Source organism: Fibrobacter sp. UWB3 (assembly GCF_002210405.1).
Taxonomy (GTDB): Bacteria; Fibrobacterota; Fibrobacteria; order Fibrobacterales; family Fibrobacteraceae; genus Fibrobacter.
In genome coordinates, this window is record NZ_MWQJ01000007.1 from 46,001 (window position 1) to 63,102 (window position 17,102).

Consider the following 17,102-nt stretch of genomic DNA (forward strand, 5'->3'; position numbering starts at 1 on the left):
GATTGGAGCGGGCTTTCCCTAAACCACAAACTTTTTTGAACTACTTGATGTTCATTGTCCAAGCTCTGTTGCCGATTTTTACGACATACATGCCCTTGGCACCGGTATAGACTTTCTGCAACATGCCGATACCCTTGGTGGTGCGGACAACGTTGCCGAGGCTGTTGAACACCGTGATGTTCAATCCCTGGGCGTTCTGCACGGTGATGTAGCCGCTTGCGTCAACGTATGCAACGAGGTGGCGACCGTCAAGTGATTGCGTCGGGAGAGCGATTGTGCCGTTCGAGCTAGAAGAGACGACTTCGCTAGAGCTGGAACTTGCCGGCGGCTCAGAACTGCTGGAAGATTCCGGAGCAGCAGCGTTTGCGTTCTTCACGATAATTGTGCCTGCGTTCGGGACTGCGTCAAAGTAAACGTAACCGCCATCTACTTTGGATTCAAGCTTTGCTTCGCCCTGTGTGACTTCCACCTTGGTCCAGTCGGTCTTCACCTTGATGGAAAGCGGGTAGTCATACTTGGAAATGTTGTCGGCAATATTGTGCTTGAGTTCGAACGACATGGTGTTTGCTGCACCGCCATCCTTCGATTCAATCTTGGAGGCATTGCGTTCCTTGAGGTACATAGCGACATGGCCCATCGGGGCAACCCAAATGTCCTTATCGTTCTCCTTTGCCCACTTCAAGGCTCCTTCGATAGCGCCGAGATCGGTCGGGGAGTAGTTGGCGTTGCCGTTGTTCTTGCCCTGGAAACCGTGCGTGAGGAATGCTGCCCAGCCATTGCTCTGGATAACTTTCTGCATTCTGCCGGTAAAGTCGTTCGTGCTCTTGAGCTGGCCTTCGGCACCAGTCATGGTGGCGGGGACCTGAGCCCAGTTGGATGGACCGTCCTTGCCCATTTCATCATTCATGCCCTTCCAGCTGCCGTTGCAGATACGGCCCACGATGTAGTTCTGCTTGACGGCGCTTTCGTTGGGTACGTTGCAGTTCGGGTAGGCGACCGTGATGATGCCGTATTTCTGCGTGATATGGTTTTCGATGCTCTTTTTCGAAGATGCTTCTTCGCCACTCATGTTATTGCCGTGGCTATTGCTGTGGCTTGCGATTTCGTGACCTTCGTCGGCCAAACCCTGGAATCCGCTCCAGTTGGGGTTCCAGTTTACAACGAGGTTGAAAGTGGCCTTGTAGCCATATTTTTTGAATGTCGGACCTGCATCGGTCACGTGGCTCGGTGCGCCGTCGTCAAATGTAAAGGAAGCAGCGCCCTTGCGGAAGCCCGACCAGGTTGCAATTTCTGCATTCTGAGCGAAAGCTGCGCCTGCTGCGAACATCCCAACTGCGACAGAGGCAATAGAAATTTTTTTGTAGTTCATTATCCACACCTTGTTAATAGTATTATGCGAAAATAATTTACCCCCATATATAAAGAACCGTCCCACGTTAAATTTCTTTTTGTTGTATAGTAATGCAACAGTAGACATTGTCATTCCCGGCTTGACCGGGAATCTCCTCTTGTTCCGATTTCTGCACTGTCATTCCCCACTTGATGGGGAATCTCCTTCTTGTAACATTTATTTATCAATAAATCTTGATCAATATCTCTGAAAAAAGCGTGTTAAATAAGTAGACATGCATTGTCATTCCCGCCTTTGAGCGGGAATCTCCTTATAAAACTAAATGGAGAAGCCCTATCAAGTAGGGCTTGACAAAAGTGCAACTGTGAGAATTGTGCTGTAATACCCTTCTAGGAGAAACAATGAATAATAACTATTACGTTTACATATTGACGAATAAATACAAGACTGTTTTTTATACTGGTGTAACTAATGATTTGTATAGAAGAACTCTGGAACATAAAATGAAGGTAAGTGATGGCTTTTCTGAAAAGTATAATGCAGATTGTCTTGTTTACTATGAGCTCTTTTTCAATATTACAGATGCTATAAAGCGAGAAGAAAGACTAAAGCGATGGAAACGTAAATGGAAGATGGATTTGATAGAAAACTTTAATCCGCAATGGAAAGACTTGTTTGGCGAAATAGGAGATGCCTGCTCGGAGGCAGGCATGACAGTATAATATTCTATATTTTTCCCTATATGAACCTGCAATCTATTCTCTCCTCCGTTCTAGACGAAGTTTACGAAAAAAACGAATACCCCGCACTTGCGGCGCTTGAAAGCGAATGGACGCATACCCGTCCGTTCGATGGCCTCCGTGTGCTGGTGGCAACCCCGATTTACCGCAACACCATGACCGAATACCGGGCTCTCGTGGCGGGCGGTGCCGACCTTCTCGTGGGACTTTCGGAATTTAACGACCCCGATGTCGTGGACTTTATGAGGGAATGGGGCGTGCCCGTTGTAACGCCTGCCGAAATGCTCGAAGCTGAATCCCACGGCGAATTTGTAGACTTGGTACTCGACTGTGCGGGACCTTTTGCGGTGCTCCACCCGAAAATTGGCTTTGTGGAACTCACGCGTTCGGGTGTACACTATTATAAAAATGCCGAAAAACCGGTTTACGTTGCCGATAGTGGTATCGTCAAGCGCATCGAGACTTCCTTGGGCACGGGCGATGGCTATTTCCGTGCTCTCGAAAAGTTAGGCTTTGGTGGCGATTTCGAAGGCAAGAAGTTCTTGGTTTTTGGTAGTGGCAAAGTTGGTTCGGGAATTGCGCTCCAGGGTGTGCGCCGAGGTTGCAATGTGACCGTTGTGACGGATTTGAAACGCGGGCAGTCTCAAACAGCGAATTTCGAAAATGCTGAACATTCCGCGGCTCCTGAAACAATGCCCGCAGGCGATTTTTCTGCCGTCCTTGAGCAAAATGACGTGGCTGTCGTGGATTGCCATGACTATGCAACTGTCGCCTCCTTGATTGAAAATTCCGATTTTGTTGTGACGGCGACGGGTGTCAAAAATGCCCTTGCTGCCCCGGAATTGACGGAAGCACTTCTCTCGACCCAGGCAAATCTCGCCAATATGGGCGTTGAAGATGAATACGGCGAGACTGTTCCCGCTGAAAAAGTGCTCAACGATAAAGGCCCGCTGAACTTCATTCTCGAAGAACCGACGCACTTGAAGTACATTGATACGTCGCTTGCGCTCCATGCAGCCTTGGCCGAACGCTTGGTCCAAGAAACCGCGACTCTCGAAGATGGTCTCCATTTCCCGCCGCAAGAAATTGAACAGCGCTTGCTCACCATCGCTATCCAAAATGGCGTCATTGGCCCTGAAATTTGCAGCATGCTTGGTGGCATCCCCGCCGAAATAGATTAATTCTGTCACCCCGGCCTCAGTGCCGGGGGCGCCTTACACAGTACATTTGAAGGAATCTCGATGACCCCCGAGAACATGAAAAAGGTCGTCGATCTCTGCAACCAGATTTCGAACATCACCTACGAGAATTTGACGAAAATCATCCGTCTGGAACAGACGGGGAGCGCCACCGGCGCCCGCAAGCTTGATGATAGCGACCAGAATGATATTGATTCTTGGATGGGCGGCGGCACCTGCTTCAGCATGACGTGGCACCTGTACCAAACGCTCACGGATATGGGTTTCAAGCCGCGTCTTGTGATGGGCCACAAACGCAAAGAGCGCAACATCCACTGCGCGCTTATCTTGCCGGACCCCGACGACAGCGTTGTCACCCCGGGGCAACTTTTTTCTACGAATGTCACCCCGACCTCTATGTCATCCCGGCCTTGTGCCGGGACGGGGTCACCTCTCTCGTCTCTCGTCTCTAGTCTCTCGTCTAATTCCTACCTTCTTGACCCGGGTTACTTGATTTTTGACCCGCTCCAGATGCCGCTCCCGCAGCCGTTCGGCACCGGCGAAGCGTTTTTCCCTCTTTCCCCGAACTGCGTTCGTCTCGTGCGCCCGACGCTCGAATCGATGGAACTCTGGACAGGTGGCGCAGGCGCGCCAATGAAGCTCCGCTTCGAGTACCCCGTCGAAGGCGTCTCTGTCGAAGAATTCAAGCATCACTGGAATGAGAGTTTCTACCGCGAAATGATGACCTACCCGGTCTTGAACCGCCTTGACCGCGAAAAAGGCATCCAGTATTACTACCAGAAAGGAAACCTCGTCGTTCGCAGCAGCACAGGCTCGAAAATGACGAAAATTGAGCCTGCCGACCGCGTGCAGACCCTCAGCGATATCTTCAAGCTGTCGCCCGCCATCATCGAGCAGGCCCTCCAGATTCTTGAGAAAAAGCACTAATAAATAAACTTGGCAATTGCCTATAAAATTTCTATCTTTGCGCCCGAAAATTGAGGTTTTTACGAAGTTTTCCGCATTTTGCGGTTATTTTGAGCGGCTCCGCGCATCTAGTCCAACCATTTGCGTCTTGCGGGCCTCACGGGTGTGTTTATGGAAGATGTAATAAACAATAAAAAACTTAACGCGATGGGGACGGCTAGCATCCCGAAGATTGTCTTGCAGTTTTCGGTCCCGGCCATCATCAGTATGCTCGTCGAAGCGCTCTACAACATTGTGGATCGCTATTTCGTGGGCCAGGGCGTCGGTAGCCTTGGCATCGGCGGCATCACCATCTGTTTCCCGATTGCCCTTTTCATTATGGCCATGTCCATGATGATTGGCGTGGGCGGCAACACGCTTTTTGCCATCCGTCTCGGCGAACGCAAGTACCAGCAGGCAGCCATTATCCTCAACAACTCCTTTGTATTGCTCATCATTATGGCGGTGAGCTCCTTTACGCTTGGCCAGATTTTCATGGAGCCGCTCCTCAAGCTCTTTGGCGCTAGCGACCAGCTTTTGCCTGTGGCCTCGAGTTACATGCGCATTATCTTGTGCGGTGCGATTTTCCAGACGATTGTCCCCGGCATGAACCACTTTATCCGCAGCATGGGCCACCCGAAAACGGCCATGACCCGCGTGATGATAGGCGCTGGCAGTAACGTGATTCTAGACTGGCTTTTCATCATGAAGTTTAACTGGGGCATTGAGGGCGCTGCTTGGGCGACTGTCTTGAGCCAGTTCATCGGCGGCCTTGCCGTGATGCAGTTCTTCGTGAAAAAGACGACGCCTATCAAGGTCAACCGCCGTTACATGAAGCTCCGCCTCCCGTATGTGCGCAAAATCTTCATTCTTGGCCTTCCGCCGAGCATTATGCAGATTAGCAACAGCCTTGTGAACGCCATTTTGGCCCGTAGCCTCACATCGTATGGTACTCGTGACTTGCCGATAGTGAACGGTATGACGGGTGGAGACCAGGCAATTGCCGCATTTGGAATCCTGATGAGCATCGTTTCCATGATTGTTTTGCCACTTATGGGCTTTGTGACGGGCTCTCAACCGATTATCGGGTACAATTACGGCGCAAAGTACAACAACCGTGTCCGTGACGCGCTCAAGTTCACCATGCTCTATGCAACGGCGTTCATCGTGATTGCGTGGATTCTCATGATGACGAATACGCTTGCGTTTGTGGCGCCTTTTGTGCCGAACGACCAGAACATGCAACAGCTCACGTGCAAAGCTCTCCGCACCTTCATTTGCATGATGCCGTTTGTACCGCTTGGAATGGTGTCGGGTAACTTTTTCCAGGGAACGGGCAAGGCTTGGCGTTCGATGTTCCTGAACGCTTGCCGTCAGCTCATTTTGCTGATTCCGTTTCTGTTTATTATGCCGCGTTTCTTCGGGCTTCGTGGCGTGTTCATGGCTCAGCCCATCGCGGACTTTGTGACGGCCTTTATCGCCATCATCATGCTCCGCGCCGAACTCAAAAACATCCCGCGCATCTAGCCCTGTCATGCCCCTAACGGGGCTTGACTTGTTCGCCTCGGATATAGAAACATGCAAGCATGTTTCTGCATCACTCGGCTCCTTTGTCATTCCCGCCACCGAGCTCTTTGATCACTTAGTGCTTTAGCACTTATGTGAGCATGATCCGCGTATGGGGAGGAAATCTCCTTCTTGTAAAGCATGAAAAGGAGGTGCCCGCTTTCGCGGGCATGACGATTTTAGCTGTTACATGTTTGCTGTGTTGAGCAATCCATCGCTTTCGGCGATGAGCTCGTTCATCTGCGAAACTTCGGCGCCTTGGCGCGATACAAGCCCAATGGAAATCGTTACTGGGATTCTCGAATCCATCCACGAGAATATGTGGCGTTCAATCACCAGACGCAACTTTTCGGCGCGCTTTGTTGCGTCTTCTGGCGAAATCCCGTTCATGAGGAGCAGGAACTTTTCGCCCTCGTAGCGTGCGAGCAAGTCCGAATCGCGCTTCTCGTCGTTCAGCAAACGTACGACTTCCTTCAAAATCAGGTCTCCGCACATTTCACCACAAGAATCCGTCAAGTGCTTAAAGTTGTCCACGCGGATCATCGCCACATGGATAAATGAGCCCCCGCGGCGGGCGCTGACAAGTTCGCCTGCCGAACGGTCCAAAAAAGCCTGCCGGTTCAGGACTCCCGTCAGTTCGTCCATTGTCGCCGCTTCGTACAGCTCACGGCTAAAAGCCTCCTCGTTCGGATCCTTGTAGGCAATCTTCAATACCATCTTGCCAATCTGGAGCCTGTTGTCCGAATCGAGAATCTGCTTGTGAATGTAGTTGCCGTCGACGAACGTTCCGTTCGTGCTACCGAGGTCTTCGACCGTCACGCTCTGGCCATCAAACGTGAGCGCGCAATGCCTGCGGCTCACTAGCTCGTCTTCGAAACGGATGTCGGCGTCTTGTCCACGACCGAGCACCACGGTCCCTAATTCGAGCGGAAGCTCTGCGAACTCGCTTTGAGGGTACAGCACGATCAAGTGCGGATGAACGGTCATCGGTTTTAAAATTTCCATAAAATCCCTTGTAAATCCCGACCCAAATATAGGAAGTCTTAATGGACCAAAGCGTTATAATACAATTATGATACGCACTATTTTGTAAGTGAAATTTTACTTATTGTAAAGCAAATTTTAAAACGTGATTTTAGTGTTGAAAACGTGTTGATATTTTATAGCGTTCGCCTATATAAATTTTTTTTCACATATCTTTAAAAGAAAAAATTTCCTTTTTTCAATTAAAAAAGTAGATTTCGTGTCTGTGTGGCTTATCAAGAAGGCCAGTCTTTTTGCTATGCCTCATTGGATTAAAAACCCAAATGGATGAAAAATATGAAAATACGTTATAACGCTTTGCAAAGTTTTGCATTGATGATGAGTCTGCTTCTCGTTGGAGTGTCAGGAGCATGGGCAGACTTGAAAAAATCACAGATGGGCAATGACGTTTGTTCACCCAAGATTCACTTCCAACTTCCTGATGGTTGGACTACCGCATATTTGATGATTGGCGGTCAGGGTGTAGCATTCCCTAAGGCTGATGCTGATGGCTGGTCTATGATTGACCTTGGCGCCACAAAGACGAATGACGGTGCTACGTTCTTCATCAACGACGTCAACAACAGTGCTTGCAATAACAGCAGATGCGTGACGACATCGGGCATTATCACTGGCCTGAATGGCGATGCCAATAGCGTAGGCTTTACCTGCAGCTCTATTGGTAAAGACGATGGCATGGATTTCTGGATTATGGCCCATCCGGACGTGAAGAAAGAAGGGGCTATTTATACGAAAAACTCTATGCCGGTCATTAGAGATTTCTACGTCTTCTTGCCGAACAATACGACATGGAAGAGCGCAGAACCGATGCTCTATGAAGTGGCTGCCGACGGCAAGGCTGTTGACACAAAGATGTACAACGATGCCGATAACTGCGGATGGTATTACAGACGCTATATCGATGAAGACATTCCGAAGAGCGTCCTCATTCATCGCGATGACGATGAAGATAGAGCAGATGCTATAGGTCAGAATGGTGCTTGGGAAGAAAACCCGACTGCAACGCCGATTCCTTTGTATGACTTTATGGAAGCTTTCGTTCCGCCTGAGGACTTCCAGGGCGCTGTCTACTTTGTTGCTGACGAAGAAGAAGCTAAAAAGCTTGCCAACAAGTCCAATCCGGGTTGGTCTACAACGCGCCCGGCCGCACAAGGTACTTGCGGTTACGATTTGGCTGCTATTATTTATGATACTGACGCTTCTTTGCATGGTGCATTTACTTGCGCTCCGAACTGGTCTCAGGCTATTGATGGTACTGAGAAGGTCAAGTACAATGCTTGCTACTACAATACAGCAAAGTTCCCGGTCAATTCCACGGGTGAAGCTGTTGTTCCGTGCGTTGGCGTGACTAAGGGCATGGTCGAAAGCACTCTCGCCACTGACCCGACGACTAAGAAAAAGTACATGGTCCTTACCGCAAAGGGTAAGCAGTGCTTCGGTGCTCAGGCCGAAGCCGCTTTCAAGGCTATGTTTAACTACACCGAAGGTGTGAACGAACAGTACTGCTTCAATATGGCCTTTTCCCAGGCTAAAGATGGCAAGTTTGAATTCGAATCTGACAATTACAAGAGCCCCGGTGCTCCGGTTACTGGCGGTTTCTATCCGGCTGAACAAGAACCGGATGCAACGATGATGATTTCTCCTCGTTTGGCTGCTGCCGAAACGAAGCGCAAGGCCGAAGGCCCGACATTCTTCTGCCCGGATGATCCGAACAATAAGACTTCTCAGACTCCGATGGGCCTCCGTACCCTTCATGAAGAACAAGGTGTTCCTCTGAGCGACCTTATCTGTAACGGTGGCGGCTGGGAAGGCGGCATTGACTGCGAAGGCCTCTTCTCTGCTGGTTCTGAATTCAGTAAGGATGGCACTCCGACCGAAGATGGTGAAAGAATTCAGGCTGCATTCAAGAAGTCCTATGGCAAGAACGTCACCTGGGGTGGCGATGGCTGGGGCTGGTCCTGCGAATGGATGGCTGGTGCTATTCCGGATACTTGGCCTGCTTTATATGATGAAGGTACAGAAAACATTGCAAAACCGAATGCTCAGGGACAGAATTCGGGTAAGCATCGTTGGACTTCTACGGAAGGCGGTAATGGTGATGACGGTAAGGGCTTCACCAAGGCCGGTCGTAACCAGCATTTCTGCTTCGAATCTCACGCTACGTTCCGCTTCAAGAAGAACTTGAAGTTCAGCTTCCGTGGTGACGACGATATTTGGGTCTTTATCAATAACAAGTTGGCTGTGGACCTCGGTGGTACGCACTTGGCTGCTCCGGGCTTCGTAGACTTGGACAAGTTCATGCCGGATGCTAAGGTTGGCGATACTTATCCGATTGACATCTTCTTCTGCGACCGTCGTACGACGATGAGTAACGTCCATATCAAGACGAATATGTTCATCGAACAGAAGAACGGTATCGACCCGCTTGCAAACCAGGATAAGGCTGACTACTTTGAAAATGGTAACAACCATTACCTCATCTGCTATACCGAATCTGGTGACGGTTCTTGCGCTGCTGCTTTGAGCGCCTCTGTTGCAGACTCTACTTGCGGTTCCAACATTAAGCAGCCGATTACCTACGAATTCACGAAGGATAAGACTGGTGCTAATCCCGCTGATGTGGTTGTCTCTGCCGAAGACTTTAAGGCTTCTCCCAAGCAGTATGGTGGTGGTATCGATGTCTCTAAGCCGGGTGAACCGATTATCAACAAGGATATCTTGAAGAACTACTTTGCCAAGGGCGGTCAGTTCTATCTTTTGATCCATATCGGCAACCAGACCAGAGCTATCGAAGTTAAGATTTCGGGTTCTATTGGTATTGCTGATCGCAATGCTGAATTCGTGGATGACAATGATAACCATATTCCGGGCTTTGATTTCAAGGGCCGCGCTATGGCTTCCAATCCGGCTGACGATGGTTCTATCGCTCTCAACCAGATGGTTCCGCTTTACATCGCCGCTATCAGCGATCCTTGCACTGGTGAAGGCACTTGCGACAAGAATCTCGAACTTTCTTCTGCTAAGGGTTCTCCTTACACGCTGACCGTAACCAATGATAAGGCCCTCTTCTATGAATTGAAGAATGGTGTTCTCTCTCCGTTTAAGCCCACGGACAACCGCAAGATTGGCGATGGCGGTGTCGATACGATTTACGTGACGATTCCGTTCGATGAAATGAAGTCTGCTGTCGAAACTGTTAGCATCAGTGTTTCTGGTACTACTCGTACTGCAAATGTCGACTTCTTTGTGCCGACGCTCAAGTTTGTGGATTCTGACTCTACATTCAAGGTCATCACGAAGGATGCTGATAGCTACATTCGTATGAAGGGTCAGTCTTACAATTTCTACGTTGTCGCTCTCAACCCGGACACGACAATTTGCACGGATTGTAACTTCTCGTTGCTCAGAAGTGCTTCCTTGTCTTCTACCGGTGTCGATCTCATTTCTGCTGCCGAAGTCGTGAATGGCCGTGCAACATTTACCATCCGTTCTTCTGTGGTCTACTTAAGAGATGACGCTGGTAATGGTACTGCAACGTTTACGATCCTTGGCCCGAGCACAAAGTTGATGTCTGCTTCTTACACGAACATGCAGTTCCAGGAACCGCCGGTTCCGACTCCGCAGTTTGCTGATATCTTTGACGTGTACGGTGCTCCGTCTTCGATCGAATTGAATATGCCTGAAAAGTACTTGTCTAAGACTGGCGAATACCTTGATGGTAAGGGCGACTCCCTCGTTGTTTACTACCATCGTCAGTTCAACAAGGACTCTCTCCCGAATAAGATTGTCGTCTATTGGAGCGACGATAAGAAGGATTCTGTAGTCTTTGATGAAACTGATATTGCAAGAGGTGTTTCTTGCGGTGCTGCATTCGGTCTTGATGAAGATGTCTGCTTGAATAGAATTGCTCTTAGCCGTGTTGAAGATGGCAAGCATATCACGCTTTCTAAGGATGTGAAGACGACTGGTACGGGTACGGTCAAGTCCTGGGCTACCTACTGTCCGAAGTTTAACGACGACGGTAAGACTTGCGCAACGGATCCTGTGACTGCCAACTATGAAGGCATCATTTATGACCGTATTGCTCCGATCATCGTCTCTGCAAGAACGATTGCTGACGGTACTGCCGGTGATTTGGCTCAGTTGAAGCTCACGTTCTCTGAAAAGGTCCAGAAGACCACTCAGGGCTCTCTCGAAGGTGACAAGGTGTTCTCTTACTACATCAACAATGGTAAGAACTCTCAGTATGCTGACTACATTCCGCTTGCTGCTAACATTACGCTTGCAGACAAGATTGCAGAAACGCATACATTGCTCTTCAGCAAGTCTTCGACCTTCCCGCAGTCTGGTGACTATATCCACTTCAGAGGTCTTGAAGGCGTTGGCTTTATGGAAGACCAGTCCGAATATAAGATTGCAGATTCCCTCCGTAACGCTTGGTCTGCTGATGACGCAGCCTTTGCTTGGAATACCGCTCCGGCTTACGATGCAACAGTTCGTCTGCCGTCTCCGTGGGTCCAGATTACTGGTGACGTGAACTCCTTTGTCAAGAGAATTCGCCCGGATGCAATTGGTTTCGTCCCGCTGACTGTTGCAGAAGCCGCTGTGCTCCCGCCGACCGAAGTCATCCCGTTTGATGCAAACAAGGATGAAGGTCAGTTCATGGAAGCCATGATCGCTAAGAGCTCTGTCGACCCGGCTATGGCTAAGTATGGCTTTGCTCCGAACGGCTGGTTCATCAAGAGCGATATGGGTGCTTTGATTGAATCTAAGGAACAGTACACCAAGCTCAAGAAGGAAGATGTGTACCTCGATTATGATATGCATCTCTATTCGAACTTGGGTGCTCATGTTTTGAGCGAACACAAGCGCATCTACTGCGATGACGAAAAGAACAAGCTCGAAAACGGCAGATACTACTTCGAAGGTAAGAACTGCGTTGACGTCCGTAGAAACTTCTTCGTTGTCTGGAACGACAAGAACTTGAAGTCTCGCTTTGTGGGTACTGGCGCATTCATCTCCAAGATCAAGACATTCGTTAAGCTTGGTAACGTTGACAAGAAGAACAAGCACGAAAAGTCTGAAATGTGGGGTGTCCGCTCCAAGAAGAAAAGGTAATCGGTGACTTAAAACTCACTTATTAGAATTTCAGAAAGCCTCCCTCCGGGGAGGCTTTTTTTACTCTGTCACCCAAGCTTTCTTCATTCCCGCTACGATACTGTCATTCCTCTTCGAGGTCTGACTGCTGCGGGTATCAAATGCGAAATCACAAGTGACCTCTCGCTTGATACCCTTGCATGTCATTCCCCTAAAGGGGTCTGACTTGTTCGCCTCGGATATAGAAACATGCAAGCATGTTTCTGCATCACTCGGCTCCTTTGTCATTCCCGCCTCCGAGCGGGAATCTCCATACACTTTTTTTTATCAATTTCTATATTTCAACACATGCGAAAGTTTTTAATTGCAGCTTCTTTATGCGCTTTGGCTTGGGCCGGATCGCCAACTGATATGGATTCTCTTTTCCGCGGTAACGAATACAAGCCGACGCTCAGTGCTTCGCTTCGCGATACGACGAGTAATTCTGCCGTCCCTGCTAAGGTCACGGGCAAGAACGATAAGTCCGATGGATTCTACATGCTCCAGTTCGAAGCCGTGGGTGACTTTGACGCCGCTCAGCGTCGTAAGGCTCAGCTCTCTGCAAGTACAGGTTATACCATCCAGGTTGTCTTCGATACGCCGTTCTACAAGCTTCGCGGTGGTGGATGGACAAAGCGCAAGGTCGCCGAGGATAAGGCTCGCGAACTCTCCGCTTATAACATCAACGCCTTTGTCGTCAAGATTCGATAAAGCGATTCAACGCGTTTAACGCACAAAGAGCAGGCAATAGCCTGCTCTTTGTCATTCCTCTTCGAGGCTTGACTTATTCGCCTCGGATATAGAAACATGCAAGCATGTTTCTGCATCGCTCGGCTCTTTGTCATTCCACTTCGTGGCATGACAGCTGCGGCTCGGCAATAAGAATGAGTATACTCATTCTTGCTGCACTCGCCTTGCATGTCATTCCCGGCTCCGACCGGGAATCTCCATCTCGTATAAAAGGAGATGCCCCATCAAGTGGGGCATGACATGTTTTTGCTTAGTTTGGGCATGACATTAAGATGAAACCTCCGTCTATTACAGCACGCCGAGCATCTGCTTGATGCTGTGCTCATCGAGCTTGAGGAGGGCACGTTCTTCGGGCGATATGTATGATATCTTGCGTTCGCTGTCAGGCCTCTTGGAGCGGTCGCGCAGCACGACGTTCTTGTTTGTGAGAGAATAGAAGAACGGCCCCGTTTTGACGAACAGCTTCTGGTGCAGTGCTTGCTTGATGGCTTCGTTCAATGCGGCGCTGATCTTTGCGCTTGTGCGTTCGACGTGGTGCAGTTCCAGCATCCTTTGCAATAAGACCTCGCCGTGGATAGGCGATTCGCTGTCAATGTAGAACTTCAGCTGCTCGATGAGAGCCTCTTTTGGAAGCTCAGAGATGGATTGATTCTCCGTCCCTGCAATGGCGGGGTGCTTTACGCAGTACGGTTCGATTTTCACAGAAATGCCTGTTTCAGCATCATCGAGAGGAATGTCTTCTTGCGGTGGCGGTGCGACGCTTTGTTCGATCGCAATTGTGGCGATGAGGTTTTCCTTTTCGTCGGCATTCGAAATATTCCAAAGCGGGAGCCACATGTTAAGGACCTTCCATCCGAATCTTGAGAGTGCATTAGGGCGTGTGTATTCGCGATCTTCGATGGATTCCTTGTAAGGGGCTCTGCTGCAGTCGCTTTCGATAACGGCGAGGAAACGCTTTGAGTTGTTTGCGTCAATGACGACTGGACCTACCGGAATGTTGCCTGTCGAAATGCAGTCCTTGAAAGGAATGCTTTGCTTTACAAACAGTTCCTTAATTTGTGTGTCAAGAATGGATTCGGGTGCGTCGTTGTTCGCGGTTGCACATTTCGAGCTCTTTAGAGAACTGACCCATTCCTGGAAAAGATTGGGCTTCACAGTTGCAAGCTTGTCCGCATCATCGTCCGAGATGAAAAGCGTAAGGCTTTGTTTGGCAAGCGTTGTGCAAATTGAAAGCTTGCGGGTGCTGGCAACACTTGAAATGCAGTCGATATCGGCGCAGACAAAGATGACATCGCGGTAAAGATCTACAGCGCGTTCAATGGTCTTGATGTAGAATTTATTTGAAAGGTTCCCTTGCGTAAAGAACGGAACCAGGCTAGGATTCTTTTGCAAAAGCGCCTGAATGGCGTTTTCGATTTCACTGCAAAGATTTTGGGTCGATGCAACAATTCCAAGAGTCTGGCTTGGGTTCTTTGTCGCGTGCTGAACCGCTTTTTCTGCAATGGACAAGACTTTGTCGCGGACGGTTTTAATCGTCTGCATTTTGCTTGTGGATAATGTCGAATTCGGGAACTGGGCCATTTCGTTATTGTAGATTTTGCTGTTGGCAAAACTGAATAACGACGGATCTGCGTATTGCGCTGTGTAGCCAATCACGCGAGTTGGGATTCCCTTGCGGAGCGCAGCCGAAAGTACATTGTCCTTGAAGAAAATGGACTGCGACGAAATATCCATGTTGCATGCGTCCGTCGGTAACATTTCGAGTGCCGGGGCGCATGGGTTTCCAAAGAGAATAGCTTTCTTTGTCTTTAAAATCCCTGGCATGGCTTCGGCAATTGTCATGCAATCGGCATCCAAAAATAGCGTTGCGTCAAACGACTCAAAATCACAGTCGTATGTTTGCGATAACGTAACGATCTGGAGCTGTGCTGGCGAATCCTTGATGCATTCGTGCGCGGCACGGAAATTTGCGTTGCAGAACTGATCTAGCTGCGTTCGGAATAACTTGCCCTGTTGCTTTCGATTCTTCGAAGACGGGCTGAAAAGTTCAGGGCATTTGGCGGTTGCGGCCTGCATTTGGCTGTTGGTCCAGGCGCGGGCAAATGCCATGGGAATATCCTTGTTCGCATTCTTGGTATCGCTTACGAACTGGGCCAGGTTTTCGCATGGCGAATCGCTGATGTTTTCCATGTGCTCGCAGAGCTGCAAGTAAATGTCCTGTGCATTCCACAATACGGACCAGCGTTCAATCTTTTCGAGCCATGAATCCACGTTTTGCGCTTCCATGGATGTGCTCAAGTTGAACGATTTGCTTATGCTTTGGAGCTTCTTCTGCAATTCTTCGGCGCTGACCAAGATGCGGTCCAGCTTTTCAAAGTGCTGCCTGAACAGGTGCCACTTGGCGAGAAGCTGAAGCAGGTAGTCGTGCTGGTCGCTATTCTTGATGCGTGCTCGGAAGACGTAGTAATGGCGGATTTTATCGGCCAAGTCCTTCCAGTCAGTTTTTTCGTATTTCCAGTCTCTACCGAACAAACGAGCGGCAAGTACAGAGGAGTCTTTGTACTTGCGCCTGTATTCCTGCATTTCGATAAGCTTGTCGATTTGCTCGATAAGCATGTCATCAGAGGTGATGTTCTTTGGGTCTTTGAAAACACTGAGCAAAATGCGCTTTGGCCTACGGTAATGATCCGAGAGTGCCTTGAGTGCAGAACTCAAGCTTTCTTCAAATTCTTTACGAGCTGCAAGGACGTTGGCATCGATGGCTTCGTCCGTGAAAATGTCGGAACCTTTGCGACGGTAGCTTGACCAGCGAGCTCCTGCGTTCGGTAAATCGTTTAGGTCATCTTGATAGGCTATCCAACCGTTTGAATGCAGGTCCCAGTCTTCAAAACCGGGCATCTCGTTGTCGAAGTTTTTCTTGAAGACACTTGCGAGTGCAAAAACATCCGAAAGCTTAATCCCATCGAGGTAAAGCTTGGATTTGTTCATGCATTCGACAAACGGCTTGATGGTTTCGACTAATGCTTTAGCTTGTTCCAGGTCTTCGCCAATTTGGGTCTTGCGATCTTGCGATACAGCTGGTAGCGTGATTCCCTGGAAGGCGTTATAAATTTCGATTCCGTTTTCGTTGAAGAATAGTTGCTCTATTTGTTCCAAGCTCGTTTGCATGGACTTGAACTTTTTATAGCGCACATCTTCGATGCTCTTGAAAAGATCGCTTGCAAACTTTGTCTTGACCGATTTTAATTTTGTAATTTCGTCAAGCAGCTCGGTGAGCGTCACTCCACTGGGCTTGAGCGGGAAATTGACGGCATCGTAATACGAGACGAGTTTTGCTCGGGTGTCGCTGAGCGATGTCTTGAGCGTATCGCGGTCAGGACCTTGGAACGAACGGAACGGCGGGTTCCAGGCGTTTTCAAAGTTGAACTTGGTGATGGCCCTGCGGCATACTACACAGACTTTTTTCTTTTGTTGGATAAGGTCTGCGACGATGTTGACAGCGACTTTAGATTTTTCGCTTCCTGGGAGCGTTTGAATAGCGTAGGCGCTATCTCCGTCTAGTGCGTCAATGACAGCCTTGTTCGTCTGCGAATCGGTTGTGTAGGGGAAAAAGTGATCGGCAGGGTTGTAAACGTGGTCGTAGGGGATTTCTTCAAAAAGCGATGGCTTTGGCAAAAATCCGTCATTACCAATCGTTGCTATGAAAAATTCGTTGTTTGCTGCTTTGGCTGTTGCCCAGCATTCGTTTGTGAGCTTCTTTTTGAGGAGGAGCTTGTTTGTGCTGTAGAACGTGATGCAATAGCCGTTACGTGTAAACTTCCAATCTGTTTTGGGCTCAATTCTTTTTTCGAGCGTATCGAAAAATTTCTGAATTCCAAAAGTGCCATTCTTGATAAAGTCTAAAGCCTTTGGAAACTTGATGTTTTTATCAAGCGTCGGAAGCGCAATGTTTTCGACAGGGGCACGTGTGGAAATAGCGACTGTGTCGTTTTCGGCATCGTAGGTCAGCGGGATGAGGATGGCCGGGGCAAGGGACTTTTCGCCCCATTTGATGAATCCCGTTGCCATGTATAAATCCTGGTTGCAAAAGTCCTCGACTTTTGTCTTTAAAATATTGCGGAATTTTTGAAGATCGGCGGCTTGCTTTTCTTCATCGTATTTTGCGGATACGGGGAAAAACTCGGCAAGTGCGCGCGGCGTGGGCTCTTTTTGCCATGCTTCAAAAAATTGGTCGCCGTTGCCTAAAAGCAGTGGAGACTGGAACTTGTTCTTTTGAGAAAAATTGAGCAAGCGGTCTTTGCTTTCAAAGACTGCAGCCTCTTCGCGGATTTTTTCAATGGTTGCGGACACTGACGTTGATGCCATGTCTCG

9 protein-coding genes are annotated in these 17,102 nt (G+C 49.1%); 6 read left to right on the forward strand and 3 right to left on the reverse strand.

The features are described 5' to 3' along the window. Positions 1–40: 40 nt before the first annotated feature. Positions 41–1,369 carry a polysaccharide deacetylase family protein gene (locus B7991_RS09100; RefSeq protein WP_088630542.1) on the reverse strand — a complete coding sequence of 443 codons (1,329 nt, stop codon included), beginning with the start codon at positions 1,367–1,369 and terminating at the stop codon, positions 41–43. Between the two features lie 383 nt (positions 1,370–1,752). Between B7991_RS09100 and B7991_RS09105 the strand changes: the two genes are divergently transcribed. The 4 genes from B7991_RS09105 (at position 1,753) to B7991_RS09120 (ending at position 5,762) form a co-directional block, all read left to right on the forward strand. Next, on the forward strand, positions 1,753–2,073 hold the full coding sequence (locus tag B7991_RS09105) for a GIY-YIG nuclease family protein (RefSeq protein WP_088630543.1): 321 nt from the start codon (positions 1,753–1,755) through the stop codon (positions 2,071–2,073). Between the two features lie 20 nt (positions 2,074–2,093). After that, positions 2,094–3,272, forward strand: coding sequence for an NAD(P)-dependent oxidoreductase (locus B7991_RS09110; RefSeq protein ID WP_088630544.1), 1,179 nt, complete (start codon positions 2,094–2,096; stop codon positions 3,270–3,272). Between the two features lie 60 nt (positions 3,273–3,332). Next, entirely contained in the window at positions 3,333–4,217 is an 885-nt protein-coding gene (locus B7991_RS09115) for a hypothetical protein (protein ID WP_088630545.1), read from the forward strand. Positions 4,218–4,367: 150 nt separating this feature from the next. Continuing rightward, positions 4,368–5,762, forward strand: coding sequence for an MATE family efflux transporter (locus tag B7991_RS09120; protein WP_088630546.1), 1,395 nt, complete (start codon positions 4,368–4,370; stop codon positions 5,760–5,762). A 225-nt stretch (positions 5,763–5,987) separates the two neighbouring features. Here B7991_RS09120 and B7991_RS09125 read toward each other — a convergent pair whose 3' ends face one another. Then, positions 5,988–6,806 (reverse strand): GGDEF domain-containing protein, encoded by an 819-nt coding sequence (locus B7991_RS09125; RefSeq protein WP_254917916.1) that lies wholly within the window; start codon positions 6,804–6,806, stop codon positions 5,988–5,990. A gap of 315 nt (positions 6,807–7,121) precedes the next feature. Between B7991_RS09125 and B7991_RS09130 the strand changes: the two genes are divergently transcribed. Together B7991_RS09130 and B7991_RS09140 are read left to right on the forward strand one after the other, a co-directional pair. Beyond that, positions 7,122–11,963: a fibro-slime domain-containing protein gene (locus B7991_RS09130; RefSeq protein ID WP_176421790.1), complete on the forward strand. Its 4,842-nt coding sequence runs from the start codon at positions 7,122–7,124 to the stop codon at positions 11,961–11,963. Between the two features lie 390 nt (positions 11,964–12,353). Next, entirely contained in the window at positions 12,354–12,692 is a 339-nt protein-coding gene (locus B7991_RS09140; RefSeq protein WP_254917917.1) for an SPOR domain-containing protein, read from the forward strand. A gap of 327 nt (positions 12,693–13,019) precedes the next feature. Here the strand turns inward: B7991_RS09140 and B7991_RS09145 are convergent, their stop codons facing one another. Continuing rightward, the gene (locus tag B7991_RS09145) at positions 13,020–17,096 is read right to left on the reverse strand and encodes a hypothetical protein (RefSeq protein WP_088630551.1); all 4,077 of its coding nucleotides are present in this window, start codon (positions 17,094–17,096) and stop codon (positions 13,020–13,022) included. Positions 17,097–17,102: the final 6 nt, after the last annotated feature.